Genomic DNA, 13693 nt, shown 5'->3' on the forward strand with positions numbered 1-13693 from the left:
GCCCGCAGATAAGCGACGGGGGTAGCGAAACAGGGGCGCGGGGAACTGCGCGAACAACCACAGACGGGTCGCAGAGACCAACGTTTCCGCAGGGCAACGGCGCCGACGTCGCTTCGTGCTGCCCGCCTCTGGGGAAGCGGTCGCCCGGGCGAGGGGGCACCCCGCGTCGCGCGGGGCGCGAACGGGCACAGGCGGCCCGTCGGCGCCGGCAGGGCGGCAAGGGCACGGCGCTCGGCGCACCCCGCCCCGCCCAGCGCAGCGCCGCGCAGCGCGTGGCGGAGTTTGAAAGAAGGGGATCGGCGGGTAACCTCTTCCGCCCGATTGGCCAGGCCGCACGGCCATGTGGCAGACTGTCCGGGTTGCTCGGTTGAGTGCCAATGCTGCGCGCCTCCCGCCGGGAGGACCGGAAGCGAGTCCCACAGTACTCGTCGCCCCAACTGCCCCAAGGCCCCCAGGGCCCGCACGGCAGCGCTGAGGCGGACGTACGGGAATCTTCCGGGAAGTGTCAGCGGGGTACCGACCAGGCACCCGGTGGGTGGTCTTCACCCCGAACCCGCGGGCCGAGCCCGCACCCCCTTGGTTGGGACGTCCCTTGGGACATCTACGTAGAGGGAGTGCGACACGCCCGACCGCGGGGGTCGGAGAAGGCCGCATCAGCCCGCCGGGTACCAGAGCGTTCATCGAGAGACAGGACTACTGAGTAGCCATGGCGGGACAGAAGATCCGCATCCGGCTCAAGGCCTACGACCACGAGGTCATCGACTCCTCGGCGAAGAAGATCGTCGAGACGGTGACCCGTACTGGTGCGTCGGTCGCGGGCCCGGTGCCGCTGCCCACTGAGAAGAACGTGTACTGCGTCATCAAGTCGCCGCACAAGTACAAGGACTCGCGCGAGCACTTCGAGATGCGCACGCACAAGCGCCTGATCGACATCCTCGACCCGACGCCCAAGACCGTTGACTCGCTGATGCGCCTGGACCTTCCGGCCGGCGTTGACATCGAGATCAAGCTCTGAGAGGCCGGGAGAAGATGGCAAAGCAGATCAAGGGCGTCCTGGGCGAGAAGCTCGGCATGACCCAGGTCTGGGACGAGAACAACCGTGTCGTCCCGGTCACCGTCGTCAAGGCCGGGCCCTGTGTTGTCACCCAGGTCCGCACCAATGACAGGGACGGCTACGAGTCGGTCCAGATCGCCTTCGGCGAGATCGACCCGCGCAAGGTGAACAAGCCCCTCAAGGGTCACTTCGCCCAGGCCGACGTGACTCCCCGCCGCCACCTGGTGGAGATCCGTACCTCCGACGCCAGCGAGTACGCGCTCGGCCAGGAGGTCACTGCCGAGGTGTTCGAGTCCGGCGTCAAGGTCGACGTCACGGGCAAGAGCAAGGGCAAGGGCTTCGCCGGTGTCATGAAGCGTCACAACTTCAAGGGCCTCGGCGCCGGTCACGGCACCCAGCGCAAGCACCGCTCCCCCGGCTCCATCGGTGGCTGCGCCACCCCGGGCCGCGTGTTCAAGGGCCTCCGCATGGCTGGCCGCATGGGCAACGAGCGGGTCACCACCCAGAACCTGACCGTTCACGCCGTTGACGCGGAGAAGGGCCTGCTGCTCATCAAGGGCGCGGTTCCTGGTCCGAACGGCGGCCTCGTCCTGGTCCGCACCGCCGCCAAGGGGGCCTAAGGGACTATGAGCACCATTGACATTCTGTCGCCCGCGGGCGACAAGACCGGGACCGTCGAGCTCCCGGCCGAGATCTTCGACGCCAAGGTCAGCATCCCGCTGATCCACCAGGTCGTCGTCGCGCAGCTGGCCGCTGCCCGTCAGGGCACGCACAAGGTCAAGACGCGTGGCGAGGTCCGTGGTGGCGGTCGGAAGCCGTACCGCCAGAAGGGCACCGGCCGCGCCCGCCAGGGTTCGACCCGCGCCCCGCAGTTCGCCGGCGGTGGCGTCGTCCACGGCCCCGTGCCGCGTGACTACTCGCAGCGGACCCCCAAGAAGATGAAGGCCGCCGCCCTGCGTGGCGCCCTCACCGACCGGGCCCGCAACTCCCGTATCCACGTCGTCACCGGCGTGGTCGAGGGTGAGATCTCCACCAAGGCCGCCAAGACGCTGTTCGGCAAGATCTCGGAGCGCAAGAACCTGCTCCTGGTCGTCGACCGCGCCGACGAGGCCGCGTGGCTGTCCGCCCGCAACCTGCCCCAGGTGCACATCCTGGAGCCGGGCCAGCTGAACACGTACGACGTGATCCGCTCCGAGGACGTGGTCTTCACCCAGGCCGCCTTCGAGTCCTTCGTGTCTGGCCCCGACAAGGCCGTTGAGACCGAAGGGAGCGACGCCTGATGTCTGAGAACACCACGGCGGTCGTCACCAGCAAGACCTTCTCGGACCCGCGTGACATCCTCGTCAAGCCGGTCGTCTCCGAGAAGAGCTACGCGCTGCTGGACGAGAACAAGTACACGTTCGTCGTCGACCCGCGCGCCAACAAGACCCAGATCAGGCAGGCCGTCGAGGCGGTCTTCTCGGTCAAGGTCACCGGGGTCAACACGATCAACCGCCAGGGCAAGCGCAAGCGCACCCGCACCGGTTTCGGCAAGCGCGCCAACACCAAGCGCGCCATCGTGACCCTCGCTGAGGGCGACCGCATCGACATCTTCGGCGGTCCGACCTCCTGACGGAGGTCGGAGCGTCTGGATAGTCCGGATTCTTCCGAGGACTGAGAGACAATGGGTATCCGCAAGTACAAGCCGACGACCCCGGGCCGTCGTGGCTCCAGCGTCGCCGACTTCGTCGAGATCACGCGGTCCACGCCGGAGAAGTCGCTGGTCCGTCCCCTGCACAGCAAGGGCGGCCGTAACAACACCGGTCGTGTGACCGTCCGTCACCAGGGCGGTGGCCACAAGCGCGCCTACCGCGTGATCGACTTCCGTCGTCACGACAAGGACGGCGTGCCGGCCAAGGTCGCTCACATCGAGTACGACCCCAACCGCACCGCGCGCATCGCGCTCCTGCACTACGCGGACGGCGAGAAGCGCTACATCATCGCGCCCCGCGGCCTGAGCCAGGGCGACCGGGTCGAGAACGGCCCCGGCGCCGACATCAAGCCCGGCAACAACCTGGCGCTGCGCAACATCCCGGTCGGTACGACCATCCACGCCATCGAGCTGCGGCCCGGCGGCGGAGCGAAGTTCGCCCGCTCCGCCGGTGCCTCCGTGCAGCTGCTGGCGAAGGAGGGCGTCATGGCCCACCTGCGCATGCCGTCCGGTGAGATCCGCCTGGTCGACGTCCGCTGCCGCGCCACCATCGGCGAGGTCGGCAACGCCGAGCAGTCGAACATCAACTGGGGCAAGGCCGGCCGCAAGCGGTGGAAGGGCGTTCGCCCGACCGTCCGCGGTGTCGCGATGAACCCGGTTGACCACCCGCACGGTGGTGGTGAGGGCAAGACCTCCGGTGGTCGCCACCCGGTCAGCCCGTGGGGTCAGAAGGAGGGCCGTACTCGTTCTCCCAAGAAGGCGAGCAACAAGTACATCGTCCGCCGCCGCAAGACGAACAAGAAGCGCTAGGAGCGGGTTTAGATGCCGCGCAGTCTCAAGAAGGGGCCCTTCGTCGACGACCACCTGATCAAGAAGGTGGATGTCCAGAACGAAGCCGGCACCAAGAACGTCATCAAGACCTGGTCCCGTCGCTCGATGATCGTCCCGGCCATGCTCGGCCACACGATCGCGGTGCACAACGGCAAGATCCACGTCCCGGTGTTCGTCACCGAGTCGATGGTCGGCCACAAGCTCGGCGAGTTCTCGCCGACTCGCACCTTCCGCGGCCACGTCAAGGACGACCGGAAGTCGAAGCGCCGCTAATCGCGGGGTGTGAACGACTATGACGAACGTGTCAGACACTGAAGGGACAACCATGGAAGCCAGGGCCCAGGCGCGGTACATCCGCGTCACGCCCATGAAGGCCCGCCGCGTGGTGGACCTCATCCGTGGCATGGACGCCACGGAGGCTCAGGCCGTCCTGCGTTTCGCCCCGCAGGCCGCGAGCGTGCCGGTCGGCAAGGTGCTGGACAGCGCCATCGCCAACGCCGCGCACAACTACGACCACACCGACGCCTCCACGCTGGTCATCAGCGAGGCGTACGTGGATGAGGGCCCGACCCTGAAGCGGTTCCGGCCGCGCGCCCAGGGCCGCGCCTACCGGATCCGTAAGCGGACCAGCCACATCACCGTGGTCGTCAGCAGCAAGGAAGGAACCCGGTAATGGGCCAGAAGGTTAACCCGCATGGGTTCCGGCTCGGCATCACCACGGACTTCAAGTCCCGCTGGTACGCCGACAAGCTGTACAAGGACTACGTCAAGGAAGACGTCGCCATCCGTCGGATGATGACGTCCGGCATGGAGCGCGCCGGCATCTCGAAGGTGGAGATCGAGCGCACCCGTGACCGCGTGCGGGTGGACATCCACACCGCCCGTCCGGGCATCGTCATCGGCCGCCGTGGCGCCGAGGCCGACCGCATCCGCGGCGACCTCGAAAAGCTCACCGGCAAGCAGGTCCAGCTGAACATCCTTGAGGTCAAGAACCCCGAGGTGGACGCTCAGCTGGTGGCCCAGGCCGTGGCCGAGCAGCTGTCCTCCCGCGTCTCCTTCCGCCGCGCCATGCGCAAGAGCATGCAGTCGGCGATGAAGGCGGGCGCCAAGGGCATCAAGATCCAGTGTGGTGGCCGTCTCGGCGGCGCCGAGATGTCCCGCTCGGAGTTCTACCGCGAGGGCCGTGTGCCGCTGCACACGCTCCGCGCGAACGTCGAGTACGGCTTCTTCGAGGCCAAGACCACCTTCGGCCGCATCGGCGTGAAGGTCTGGATCTACAAGGGCGACGTCAAGAACATCGCCGAGGTCCGCGCCGAGAACGCCGCTGCCCGCGCCGGCAACCGCCCGGCCCGTGGCGGTTCCGACCGCCCGGCCGGCCGTGGTGGCCGCGGTGGCGAGCGTGGCGGTCGCGGTCGTAAGCCGCAGCAGAGCGCCGCTGCCGAGGCCCCCAAGGCCGAGGCCGCTGCCGCTGCTCCGGCTGCTGAGAGCACCGGAACGGAGGCCTGACCGCCATGCTGATCCCCCGTAGGGTCAAGCACCGCAAGCAGCACCACCCGAAGCGCAGTGGTATGGCCAAGGGCGGTACGACGGTTGCGTTCGGCGAGTACGGCATCCAGGCCATCACGCCGGCGTACGTGACCAACCGCCAGATCGAGGCGGCTCGTATCGCGATGACCCGCCACATCAAGCGTGGCGGCAAGGTCTGGATCAACATCTACCCGGACCGCCCGCTGACCAAGAAGCCCGCCGAGACCCGCATGGGTTCCGGTAAGGGTTCCCCGGAGTGGTGGGTCGCGAACGTCAAGCCCGGTCGGGTGATGTTCGAGCTGTCCTACCCGAACGAGAAGATTGCTCGTGAGGCGCTCACCCGCGCTGCTCACAAGCTTCCGATGAAGTGCCGCATCGTTCGGCGCGAGGCAGGTGAGGCGTGATGTCGGCCGGAACCAAGGCGTCCGAGCTGCGCGAGCTGGGCAACGAGGAGCTTGTCGCCAAGCTCCGCGAGGCCAAGGAAGAGCTGTTCAACCTCCGCTTCCAGGCGGCGACCGGTCAGCTTGAGAACCACGGCCGGCTCAAGGCCGTCCGTAAGGACATCGCGCGGATCTACACCCTGATGCGCGAGCGCGAGCTGGGCATCGAGACGGTGGAGAGCGCCTGATGAGCGAGAACAACGTGACTGAGCAGAAGAACGAGCGCAACGCGCGCAAGACCCGCGAGGGCCTGGTCGTCAGCGACAAGATGGACAAGACCGTCGTCGTCGCCGTCGAGGACCGCGTCAAGCACGCTCTGTACGGCAAGGTCATCCGCCGTACGAACAAGCTCAAGGCCCACGACGAGCAGAACGCTGCCGGCGTCGGCGACCGCGTCCTCCTGATGGAGACCCGGAAGCTGTCGTCGACCAAGCACTGGCGCGTCGTCGAGATCCTCGAGAAGGCCAAGTAATCGCCCGAGGGGCAACTCCCCTCGGGTCAGTTCCGCCAGGCTCCGGGGGCCGCTTCCGAGCGGCCCCCGGGGAACCGGCAGACACACAGGAGATAAGACGTGATCCAGCAGGAGTCGCGGCTGCGCGTCGCCGACAACACTGGTGCCAAGGAGATCCTTTGCATCCGTGTTCTCGGTGGCTCGGGCCGCCGCTACGCGGGCATCGGTGACGTCATCGTCGCCACCGTCAAGGACGCGATCCCCGGTGGCAACGTGAAGAAGGGTGACGTCGTCAAGGCGGTCATCGTTCGCACCGTCAAGGAGCGCCGCCGCCAGGACGGCTCGTACATCCGCTTCGACGAGAACGCCGCCGTCATTCTGAAGAACGACGGCGACCCTCGCGGCACCCGTATCTTCGGCCCCGTCGGCCGTGAGCTGCGCGAGAAGAAGTTCATGAAGATCATCTCGCTCGCGCCGGAGGTGCTGTAAGCATGAAGATCAAGAAGGGCGACCTGGTCCAGGTCATCACCGGTAAGGACAAGGGCAAGCAGGGCAAGGTCATCGCGGCCTTCCCCCGCGAGGACCGCGTCCTGGTCGAGGGTGTCAACCGGGTCAAGAAGCACACCAAGGCGAACCAGCCCGGCCGCGCCTCGCAGGCCGGCGGGATCGTGACCACCGAGGCCCCCGTCCACGTGAGCAACGTTCAGCTCGTCGTGGAGAAGGACGGCAACAAGGTCGTGACCCGCGTCGGTTACCGCTTCGACGAAGAGGGCAACAAGATCCGCGTTGCCAAGCGGACGGGTGAGGACATCTGATGGCTACCACCACCACTCCGCGCCTCAAGGCGAAGTACCGCGAGGAGATCAAGGGCAAGCTGCTTGAGGAGTTCTCGTACGAGAACGTCATGCAGGTCCCCGGCCTCGTCAAGATCGTGGTCAACATGGGTGTGGGCGACGCCGCCCGCGACTCCAAGCTGATCGAGGGCGCCATCAAGGACCTCACCACGATCACCGGTCAGAAGCCGGCCGTGACCAAGGCCCGCAAGTCCATCGCGCAGTTCAAGCTGCGTGAGGGCCAGCCGATCGGTGCCCACGTCACGCTCCGTGGCGACCGCATGTGGGAGTTCCTGGACCGCACCCTGTCGCTCGCGCTGCCGCGCATCCGCGACTTCCGCGGTCTGTCCCCCAAGCAGTTCGACGGCCGTGGCAACTACACCTTCGGTCTCACGGAGCAGGTCATGTTCCACGAGATCGACCAGGACAAGATCGACCGCGTCCGGGGTATGGACATCACCGTGGTCACCACGGCGACCAACGACGACGAGGGCCGCGCCCTCCTTCGTCACCTCGGCTTCCCCTTCAAGGAGGCGTAAGCGAGATGGCGAAGAAGGCTCTCATTGCCAAGGCCGCCCGCAAGCCCAAGTTCGGTGTGCGCGCGTACACCCGCTGCCAGCGCTGCGGCCGTCCGCACTCCGTGTACCGCAAGTTCGGCCTCTGCCGCGTGTGCCTTCGTGAGATGGCTCACCGTGGCGAGCTGCCGGGCGTGACCAAGAGCTCCTGGTAGTTCCCGCTCAAGGGAACGACCGGAGTCTCTCGGTAAGCAGAGGCGTGGCGGAGGCCCGGCTCTCCATGGCTTAGGCTTGGAGGGTTGGGCGTCCGCCGCCCGTCAGACTTACTACGCCGTAGGTCCCCGCGCCGCACCCGTCCCGCCCCTGTGTGGGGAGAGGGATGGCGCATACAGGAAACCCCGGCGAGAGAGGCCGAAGGCCAATTCATGACCATGACTGATCCCATCGCAGACATGCTGACGCGTCTGCGAAACGCGAACTCGGCGTACCACGACTCCGTGACGATGCCGCACAGCAAGATCAAGTCGCACATCGCGGAGATCCTCCAGCAGGAGGGCTTCATCACGGGCTGGAAGGTCGAGGACGCCGAGGTCGGCAAGAACCTCGTCCTGGAGCTCAAGTTCGGCCCGAACCGTGAGCGCTCCATCGCGGGCATCAAGCGGATCTCGAAGCCGGGTCTCCGGGTGTACGCGAAGTCCACCAACCTGCCCAAGGTGCTCGGTGGCCTCGGCGTGGCGATCATCTCCACGTCCCACGGCCTCCTGACCGGCCAGCAGGCGCAGAAGAAGGGCGTGGGTGGGGAAGTCCTCGCCTACGTCTGGTAGTACGGGAACGGAGGAATAGCAATGTCGCGTATCGGCAAGCTCCCCATCCAGGTTCCCGCCGGTGTGGACGTCACCATCGAGGGTCGTACGGTCTCGGTGAAGGGCCCCAAGGGCTCCCTCACCCACGTCGTCGCGGCGCCGATCGAGATCGTGAAGGGCGAGGACGGCGTGCTGAACGTCTCCCGTCCCAACGACGAGCGTCAGAACAAGGCCCTCCACGGCCTGTCCCGCACGCTGGTGGCGAACATGATCACCGGCGTGACCAAGGGGTACACGAAGGCGCTCGAAATCAGCGGTGTCGGTTACCGCGTCGCCGCGAAGGGCTCCAACCTGGAGTTCCAGCTCGGCTACAGCCACTCGATCCTGGTGGAGGCCCCCGAGGGCATCTCCTTCAAGGTCGAGTCGCCGACCAAGTTCTCTGTCGAGGGCATCGACAAGCAGAAGGTCGGCGAGGTCGCCGCGAACATCCGCAAGCTGCGCAAGCCCGACCCGTACAAGGCCAAGGGCGTCAAGTACGCGGGCGAGGTCATCCGCCGCAAGGTCGGAAAGGCGGGTAAGTAAGCCATGGCATTCGGTGTGAAGATCGCCAAGGGTGACGCGTACAAGCGCGCCGCCATCAAGCGCCGCCACATCCGCGTCCGCAAGCGCATCTCCGGTACGCCGGAGCGCCCGCGCCTGGTCGTGACGCGTTCCAACCGCCACATCGTGGCGCAGGTCATCGACGACATCGCGGGTCACACGCTCGCGTCGGCGTCGACCCTGGACACCTCGATCCGCGGTGGCGAGGGCGACAAGAGCGCCCAGGCCCAGCAGGTCGGCGCCCTGGTCGCCGAGCGCGCCAAGGCTGCCGGTGTCGAGGCCGTCGTGTTCGACCGCGGTGGCAACCAGTACGCCGGGCGGATTGCCGCTCTGGCCGACGCCGCCCGCGAGGCCGGGCTGAAGTTCTGAGCCCCGGTTCCGGAGCTAGCGGACGTAACAGAGAGAGGTAATTCCAATGGCTGGACCCCAGCGCCGCGGAAGCGGTGCCGGTGGCGGCGAGCGGCGGGACCGGAAGGGCCGTGACGGCGGCGCGTCTGCCGCCGAGAAGACCGCGTACGTTGAGCGCGTGGTCGCGATCAACCGCGTCGCCAAGGTTGTGAAGGGTGGTCGTCGCTTCAGCTTCACCGCGCTGGTCGTGGTGGGCGACGGTGACGGCACCGTGGGTGTCGGTTACGGCAAGGCCAAGGAGGTGCCGGCCGCCATCGCCAAGGGTGTTGAGGAGGCCAAGAAGCACTTCTTCAAGGTCCCCCGCATCCAGGGCACCATCCCCCACCCCATCCAGGGCGAGAAGGCTGCGGGCGTCGTCCTGCTCAAGCCGGCTTCCCCCGGTACGGGTGTTATCGCCGGTGGTCCGGTGCGCGCCGTTCTGGAGTGCGCCGGCGTCCACGACATCCTGTCGAAGTCGCTCGGCTCCGACAACGCGATCAACATCGTGCACGCGACCGTTGAGGCCCTGAAGGGCCTTCAGCGTCCGGAGGAGATCGCGGCCCGCCGCGGTCTGCCGCTGGAGGACGTCGCCCCGGCGGCCCTGCTGCGTGCGCGTGCGGGAGCGGGTGCGTAATGGCCCGCCTCAAGATCACGCAGACGAAGTCGTACATCGGCAGCAAGCAGAACCACCGTGACACGCTGCGTTCGCTCGGGCTGAAGAAGCTCAACGACGTGGTCGTCAAGGAGGATCGTCCCGAGTTCCGCGGCATGGTGCACACCGTCCGCCACCTCGTGACGGTCGAGGAGGTCGACTGACATGGCGGAGCAGAACCCGCTGAGGGTCCACAACCTCCGTCCCGCCCCGGGCGCCAAGACCGCCAAGACCCGTGTCGGTCGTGGTGAGGCGTCGAAGGGTAAGACGGCCGGTCGTGGCACCAAGGGCACCAAGGCCCGCTACCAGGTTCCGGAGCGCTTCGAGGGCGGGCAGATGCCCCTCCACATGCGCCTCCCGAAGCTCAAGGGCTTCAAGAACCCGTTCCGCACCGAGTACCAGGTTGTGAACCTGGACAAGTTGGCCGCGCTCTACCCCGAGGGTGGCGAGGTCACGGTGGCCGATCTGGTCGCGAAGGGTGCGGTTCGCAAGAACCAGCTCGTCAAGGTCCTCGGCCAGGGTGAGATCTCCGTGGCGCTGCAGGTGACGGTCGACGCCGTCTCCGGCTCCGCCAAGGAGAAGATCGCCGCTGCCGGCGGTACCGTCACCGAACTCGTCTGAGACGGGCTCAGTGGCCACAGGCTGAAACGACCGGGGATGCCTCCCAAAAGGGGCATCCCCGGTTGGTCGTTCCAAGGGTGGCACCGTCGCCGGTAAGGTAACGGCGTCCACTGCTGTGGAGAACTCCGTACGGTTTGGTTCCCGACGGGAACCTCACCGGGCGTTCTGCTGTTAGTTAGCTGATAAGTATCCGTCGATCCTCAAGACCGTCACCTCTGACGCAGTAGCGCGGGGGTCGCAGGAGGCACCGTGCTCACCGCGTTCGCCCGAGCGTTCAAGACGCCCGACCTGCGCAAGAAGCTGCTCTTCACGCTGGGCATCATCGTTCTGTTCCGCCTCGGGTCGCATATCCCGATCCCCGGCGTCGACTACCAGAACGTCCAGATCTGTGTCGACCAGGCGTCCAAGAGCAACAACAGTCTGTTCGGTCTGGTGAACGTGCTCAGCGGTGGGGCGCTGCTGCAGATCACCATCTTCGCGCTCGGCATCATGCCGTACATCACGGCGAGCATCATTCTGCAGCTGCTGACCGTGGTGATCCCACGTCTGGAAGCCCTCAAGAAGGAGGGCCAGTCCGGTACGGCGAAGATCACCCAGTACACCCGCTATCTGACGGTCGCGCTGGCAGTGCTCCAGGGCACGGGTCTGGTGGCAACGGCCCGAAGCGGCATGTTGTTCCAGGGCTGTTCGGTCGGTTCGCAGATCGTGCCAGACCAATCGATCTTCACGACCGTGGTCATGGTCATCACGATGACCGCGGGCACCGCCGTCACGATGTGGCTGGGCGAGCTCATCACCGACCGCGGCATCGGCAACGGCATGTCGATCCTGATGTTCATCGCGATCGCCTCGGCCTTCCCCGGCCAGCTGTGGGCCATCAAGGAGAGCGGCACGCTCGCCAAGGGCTGGATCGAGTTCGGCACCGTCATCCTGATCGGCTTCGTGATGGTGGCGCTGGTGGTCTTCGTCGAACAGGCCCAGCGCAGGATCCCCGTCCAGTACGCGAAGCGCATGATCGGACGCCGTTCGTACGGCGGCACCTCCACGTACATCCCGCTGAAGGTGAACCAGGCGGGTGTGATCCCCGTCATCTTCGCGTCGTCGCTGCTCTACATCCCGGCGCTGATCGCGCAGTTCTCCAGCGGTTCGTCCGGCTGGAAGCGTTGGATCGAAGCACACCTGGTCAAGGGCGACCACCCGTACTACATCATCACGTACTTCCTCCTGATCGTCTTCTTCGCGTTCTTCTACGTGGCCATCTCGTTCAACCCCGAGGAAGTCGCGGACAACATGAAGAAGTATGGTGGATTCATCCCGGGCATCCGGGCTGGTCGACCTACCGCCGAGTACCTGAGCTACGTGCTCAACAGGATCACTTGGCCTGGCTCGCTGTACCTGGGTCTGATTGCTCTCGTCCCGACGATGGCGTTGGTGGGCTTCGGAGGCGCTAACCAGAACTTCCCGTTCGGCGGGACGAGCATCCTCATCATCGTGGGTGTGGGTCTGGAGACCGTGAAGCAGATCGAGAGCCAGCTCCAGCAGCGCAATTACGAAGGGTTCCTCCGCTGATGCGAATCGTCCTCGTCGGACCTCCCGGGGCCGGCAAGGGAACGCAGGCTGCGTACCTTGCCGAGAACCTGTCGATCCCGCACATCTCCACGGGCGACCTCTTCCGCGCCAACATCAGCCAGGGCACCGACCTGGGCCGTCAGGCCAAGTCCTACATGGACGCCGGTGAACTGGTCCCCGACGAGGTCACCATCGGTATGGCGAAGGAGCGGATGGGACGCCCGGACGCCGTCGGAGGCTTCCTCCTCGACGGCTTCCCGCGCAACGTCTCCCAGGCCGAAGCGCTGGACGCGATGCTGAAGTCCGAGGGCATGACCCTGGACGCGGTGCTGGACCTGGAGGTCCCCGAGGACGAGGTCGTGAAGCGGATCGCGGGTCGCCGCATCTGCCGCAACGACTCCAGCCACGTCTTCCACGTGGCGTACCAACCGCCGAAGCAGGAAGGCGTCTGCGACGTCTGCGGCGGTGACCTGTACCAGCGCGACGACGACTCCGAGTCGACCGTCCGCAAGCGCCTGGAGGTCTACCACACCCAGACCGAGCCGATCATCGACTACTACCGGGGCCAGGGCCTCGTGGTGACGATCACGGCGCTCGGTCCCGTCACCGAGGTGACGCAGCGGGCGATGGAAGCGCTGGACAAGGACAAGGCGAAGGGCTGAGGAGCCCGCCCGGGGCCGATGGGCCCCCGTAGTGCGCGATACGGCCGCGGTGTCTGACGGACGCCGCGGCCGTACTGTTGAGCCAGAGAAGAGCCGTCGGCGTCACACGGGTGACCGGTCGCACGGGTGACTGAAGGTGAAAGGCAAGGATTCGGGCATGGTGCAGCTCAAGACCCCGGAGCAGATCGCGAAGATGCGCGCGGCGGGGCTGGTCGTCGCCGCGATCCACGCGGCGACCCGGGAGGCCGCGGTGCCCGGCGCCACCACCAAGGACCTGGACGAGGTCGCCCGCAAGGTGATCGCCGAGCACGGCGCCAAGTCGAACTTCCTCGGGTACGGCGGCTTCCCCGCCACCATCTGCACCTCGGCCAACGAGGTCGTCGTCCACGGCATCCCGGACGACAAGACCGTCCTCAAGGACGGCGACATCATCTCGATCGACGCGGGCGCCGTCGTCGACGGCTGGCACGGCGACGCGGCCTACACCGCCTTCGTCGGCACCGGTCACGCTCCGGAGCTGGTCGAGCTCTCCCGGGTGACCGAGGAGTCCATGTGGGCCGGCATCGCCGCGATGAAGGCGGGCAACCGGCTCGTCGACGTCTCGCGGGCGATCGAGACGTACATCCGTCGCCAGCCCAAGCCGGGCGGCGGTCGGTACGGGATCATCGAGGAGTACGGCGGGCACGGCATCGGCACCGAGATGCACATGGAGCCCCACCTCCTGAACTACGTCGCCCGCAAGCGCGGCAAGGGCCCGCGGCTGGTGCCCGGCCTCTGCCTGGCGATCGAGCCGATGGTCTCGCTCGGCACCCCGAAGACCGAGGTGCTGGCGGACGAGTGGACCGTGATCACCACGGACGGCACCTGGTCCTCGCACTGGGAGCACTCGGTCGCGCTGACCGAGGAGGGGCCGCTGGTGCTCACCGCGCCGGACGGCGGCAAGGCGAAGCTGGCGGAGCTGGGCATCACCGCGGCGCCGGACCCGCTGGCGTCCTGATCCGTCCGAAGCCGGTCATACCGATCGACGGCGCACCCGGGGGACCGGGGGCGTAAGGATC

At 66.8% G+C, this 13693-nt stretch carries 24 protein-coding genes; all 24 read left to right on the forward strand.

Annotated elements, in window-relative coordinates:
• Positions 1 to 706 precede the first annotated feature (706 nt).
• The gene (gene rpsJ / locus AB0E05_RS01115) at positions 707 to 1015 is read left to right on the forward strand and encodes a 30S ribosomal protein S10 (RefSeq protein WP_003948644.1); all 309 of its coding nucleotides are present in this window, start codon (positions 707 to 709) and stop codon (positions 1013 to 1015) included.
• Positions 1016 to 1029: 14 nt separating this feature from the next.
• A complete protein-coding gene (rplC, locus tag AB0E05_RS01120; protein ID WP_361956703.1) occupies positions 1030 to 1674 on the forward strand; it encodes a 50S ribosomal protein L3 in 645 nt (214 codons plus the stop codon).
• Positions 1675 to 1680: 6 nt separating this feature from the next.
• Positions 1681 to 2334: a 50S ribosomal protein L4 gene (gene rplD / locus AB0E05_RS01125; protein ID WP_361956706.1), complete on the forward strand. Its 654-nt coding sequence runs from the start codon at positions 1681 to 1683 to the stop codon at positions 2332 to 2334.
• A complete protein-coding gene (rplW, locus tag AB0E05_RS01130) occupies positions 2334 to 2666 on the forward strand; it encodes a 50S ribosomal protein L23 (protein ID WP_361530295.1) in 333 nt (110 codons plus the stop codon). The genes rplD and rplW overlap by 1 nt, the downstream gene beginning before the upstream one ends.
• A gap of 51 nt (positions 2667 to 2717) precedes the next feature.
• Positions 2718 to 3554, forward strand: a complete 837-nt coding sequence (rplB, locus tag AB0E05_RS01135) for a 50S ribosomal protein L2 (RefSeq protein ID WP_361530292.1) — start codon at positions 2718 to 2720, stop codon at positions 3552 to 3554.
• 12 nt (positions 3555 to 3566) lie between these two features.
• A complete protein-coding gene (rpsS, locus tag AB0E05_RS01140) occupies positions 3567 to 3848 on the forward strand; it encodes a 30S ribosomal protein S19 (RefSeq protein ID WP_030351437.1) in 282 nt (93 codons plus the stop codon).
• Between the two features lie 52 nt (positions 3849 to 3900).
• The gene (gene rplV, locus AB0E05_RS01145; RefSeq protein ID WP_009997296.1) at positions 3901 to 4248 is read left to right on the forward strand and encodes a 50S ribosomal protein L22; all 348 of its coding nucleotides are present in this window, start codon (positions 3901 to 3903) and stop codon (positions 4246 to 4248) included.
• A complete protein-coding gene (gene rpsC, locus AB0E05_RS01150; RefSeq protein ID WP_361151333.1) occupies positions 4248 to 5081 on the forward strand; it encodes a 30S ribosomal protein S3 in 834 nt (277 codons plus the stop codon). Before rplV ends, rpsC begins: the two co-directional genes overlap by 1 nt.
• Positions 5082 to 5086: 5 nt before the next feature.
• Positions 5087 to 5506, forward strand: coding sequence for a 50S ribosomal protein L16 (gene rplP, locus AB0E05_RS01155; RefSeq protein WP_361530285.1), 420 nt, complete (start codon positions 5087 to 5089; stop codon positions 5504 to 5506).
• The gene (gene rpmC, locus AB0E05_RS01160) at positions 5506 to 5730 is read left to right on the forward strand and encodes a 50S ribosomal protein L29 (protein WP_017949657.1); all 225 of its coding nucleotides are present in this window, start codon (positions 5506 to 5508) and stop codon (positions 5728 to 5730) included. Before rplP ends, rpmC begins: the two co-directional genes overlap by 1 nt.
• Positions 5730 to 6014, forward strand: coding sequence for a 30S ribosomal protein S17 (gene rpsQ, locus AB0E05_RS01165; RefSeq protein WP_361956712.1), 285 nt, complete (start codon positions 5730 to 5732; stop codon positions 6012 to 6014). Before rpmC ends, rpsQ begins: the two co-directional genes overlap by 1 nt.
• Positions 6015 to 6113: 99 nt before the next feature.
• On the forward strand, positions 6114 to 6482 hold the full coding sequence (gene rplN, locus AB0E05_RS01170; protein WP_003956455.1) for a 50S ribosomal protein L14: 369 nt from the start codon (positions 6114 to 6116) through the stop codon (positions 6480 to 6482).
• A gap of 2 nt (positions 6483 to 6484) precedes the next feature.
• Positions 6485 to 6808 carry a 50S ribosomal protein L24 gene (rplX, locus tag AB0E05_RS01175; protein ID WP_361956715.1) on the forward strand — a complete coding sequence of 108 codons (324 nt, stop codon included), beginning with the start codon at positions 6485 to 6487 and terminating at the stop codon, positions 6806 to 6808.
• Complete coding sequence (gene rplE / locus AB0E05_RS01180) at positions 6808 to 7365, forward strand: 50S ribosomal protein L5 (protein ID WP_361530276.1); 558 nt, start codon at positions 6808 to 6810, stop codon at positions 7363 to 7365. Before rplX ends, rplE begins: the two co-directional genes overlap by 1 nt.
• A gap of 5 nt (positions 7366 to 7370) precedes the next feature.
• Positions 7371 to 7556 (forward strand): type Z 30S ribosomal protein S14, encoded by a 186-nt coding sequence (locus AB0E05_RS01185; protein ID WP_003956452.1) that lies wholly within the window; start codon positions 7371 to 7373, stop codon positions 7554 to 7556.
• A gap of 210 nt (positions 7557 to 7766) precedes the next feature.
• On the forward strand, positions 7767 to 8165 hold the full coding sequence (gene rpsH / locus AB0E05_RS01190) for a 30S ribosomal protein S8 (protein WP_006347222.1): 399 nt from the start codon (positions 7767 to 7769) through the stop codon (positions 8163 to 8165).
• Positions 8166 to 8186: 21 nt separating this feature from the next.
• Positions 8187 to 8726: a 50S ribosomal protein L6 gene (rplF, locus tag AB0E05_RS01195; protein WP_361956719.1), complete on the forward strand. Its 540-nt coding sequence runs from the start codon at positions 8187 to 8189 to the stop codon at positions 8724 to 8726.
• A gap of 3 nt (positions 8727 to 8729) precedes the next feature.
• The gene (gene rplR, locus AB0E05_RS01200) at positions 8730 to 9113 is read left to right on the forward strand and encodes a 50S ribosomal protein L18 (RefSeq protein WP_361530270.1); all 384 of its coding nucleotides are present in this window, start codon (positions 8730 to 8732) and stop codon (positions 9111 to 9113) included.
• Between the two features lie 46 nt (positions 9114 to 9159).
• Positions 9160 to 9765: a 30S ribosomal protein S5 gene (gene rpsE / locus AB0E05_RS01205; RefSeq protein ID WP_358823840.1), complete on the forward strand. Its 606-nt coding sequence runs from the start codon at positions 9160 to 9162 to the stop codon at positions 9763 to 9765.
• Positions 9765 to 9947 (forward strand): 50S ribosomal protein L30, encoded by a 183-nt coding sequence (gene rpmD, locus AB0E05_RS01210; protein ID WP_006347219.1) that lies wholly within the window; start codon positions 9765 to 9767, stop codon positions 9945 to 9947. Before rpsE ends, rpmD begins: the two co-directional genes overlap by 1 nt.
• Position 9948: 1 nt before the next feature.
• Positions 9949 to 10404 carry a 50S ribosomal protein L15 gene (gene rplO, locus AB0E05_RS01215; RefSeq protein WP_361956724.1) on the forward strand — a complete coding sequence of 152 codons (456 nt, stop codon included), beginning with the start codon at positions 9949 to 9951 and terminating at the stop codon, positions 10402 to 10404.
• 249 nt (positions 10405 to 10653) lie between these two features.
• Positions 10654 to 11973, forward strand: a complete 1320-nt coding sequence (gene secY, locus AB0E05_RS01220; protein ID WP_361956727.1) for a preprotein translocase subunit SecY — start codon at positions 10654 to 10656, stop codon at positions 11971 to 11973.
• The gene (locus AB0E05_RS01225; RefSeq protein ID WP_361956730.1) at positions 11973 to 12635 is read left to right on the forward strand and encodes an adenylate kinase; all 663 of its coding nucleotides are present in this window, start codon (positions 11973 to 11975) and stop codon (positions 12633 to 12635) included. Before secY ends, AB0E05_RS01225 begins: the two co-directional genes overlap by 1 nt.
• A gap of 157 nt (positions 12636 to 12792) precedes the next feature.
• Entirely contained in the window at positions 12793 to 13632 is an 840-nt protein-coding gene (map, locus tag AB0E05_RS01230) for a type I methionyl aminopeptidase (RefSeq protein WP_361956733.1), read from the forward strand.
• Positions 13633 to 13693: the final 61 nt, after the last annotated feature.

It is taken from the genome of Streptomyces sp. NPDC048057 (genome assembly GCF_040653095.1).
Classification (GTDB): Bacteria; Actinomycetota; Actinomycetes; order Streptomycetales; family Streptomycetaceae; genus Streptomyces.

Excerpts from the sequence above, each read along its gene's own strand:
- rpsJ (WP_003948644.1), top strand. The coding sequence starts at position 707 with ATGGCGGGACAGAAGATCCGCATCCGGCTCAAGGCCTACGACCACGAG.
- rplC (WP_361956703.1), top strand. The coding sequence starts at position 1,030 with ATGGCAAAGCAGATCAAGGGCGTCCTGGGCGAGAAGCTCGGCATGACC.
- rplD (WP_361956706.1), top strand. The coding sequence starts at position 1,681 with ATGAGCACCATTGACATTCTGTCGCCCGCGGGCGACAAGACCGGGACC.
- rplW (WP_361530295.1), top strand. The coding sequence starts at position 2,334 with ATGTCTGAGAACACCACGGCGGTCGTCACCAGCAAGACCTTCTCGGAC.
- rplB (WP_361530292.1), top strand. The coding sequence starts at position 2,718 with ATGGGTATCCGCAAGTACAAGCCGACGACCCCGGGCCGTCGTGGCTCC.
- rpsS (WP_030351437.1), top strand. The coding sequence starts at position 3,567 with ATGCCGCGCAGTCTCAAGAAGGGGCCCTTCGTCGACGACCACCTGATC.
- rplV (WP_009997296.1), top strand. The coding sequence starts at position 3,901 with ATGGAAGCCAGGGCCCAGGCGCGGTACATCCGCGTCACGCCCATGAAG.
- rpsC (WP_361151333.1), top strand. The coding sequence starts at position 4,248 with ATGGGCCAGAAGGTTAACCCGCATGGGTTCCGGCTCGGCATCACCACG.
- rplP (WP_361530285.1), top strand. The coding sequence starts at position 5,087 with ATGCTGATCCCCCGTAGGGTCAAGCACCGCAAGCAGCACCACCCGAAG.
- rpmC (WP_017949657.1), top strand. The coding sequence starts at position 5,506 with ATGTCGGCCGGAACCAAGGCGTCCGAGCTGCGCGAGCTGGGCAACGAG.
- rpsQ (WP_361956712.1), top strand. The coding sequence starts at position 5,730 with ATGAGCGAGAACAACGTGACTGAGCAGAAGAACGAGCGCAACGCGCGC.
- rplX (WP_361956715.1), top strand. The coding sequence starts at position 6,485 with ATGAAGATCAAGAAGGGCGACCTGGTCCAGGTCATCACCGGTAAGGAC.
- rplE (WP_361530276.1), top strand. The coding sequence starts at position 6,808 with ATGGCTACCACCACCACTCCGCGCCTCAAGGCGAAGTACCGCGAGGAG.
- AB0E05_RS01185 (WP_003956452.1), top strand. The coding sequence starts at position 7,371 with ATGGCGAAGAAGGCTCTCATTGCCAAGGCCGCCCGCAAGCCCAAGTTC.
- rpsH (WP_006347222.1), top strand. The coding sequence starts at position 7,767 with ATGACCATGACTGATCCCATCGCAGACATGCTGACGCGTCTGCGAAAC.
- rplF (WP_361956719.1), top strand. The coding sequence starts at position 8,187 with ATGTCGCGTATCGGCAAGCTCCCCATCCAGGTTCCCGCCGGTGTGGAC.
- rplR (WP_361530270.1), top strand. The coding sequence starts at position 8,730 with ATGGCATTCGGTGTGAAGATCGCCAAGGGTGACGCGTACAAGCGCGCC.
- rpsE (WP_358823840.1), top strand. The coding sequence starts at position 9,160 with ATGGCTGGACCCCAGCGCCGCGGAAGCGGTGCCGGTGGCGGCGAGCGG.
- rpmD (WP_006347219.1), top strand. The coding sequence starts at position 9,765 with ATGGCCCGCCTCAAGATCACGCAGACGAAGTCGTACATCGGCAGCAAG.
- rplO (WP_361956724.1), top strand. The coding sequence starts at position 9,949 with ATGGCGGAGCAGAACCCGCTGAGGGTCCACAACCTCCGTCCCGCCCCG.
- AB0E05_RS01225 (WP_361956730.1), top strand. The coding sequence starts at position 11,973 with ATGCGAATCGTCCTCGTCGGACCTCCCGGGGCCGGCAAGGGAACGCAG.
- map (WP_361956733.1), top strand. The coding sequence starts at position 12,793 with ATGGTGCAGCTCAAGACCCCGGAGCAGATCGCGAAGATGCGCGCGGCG.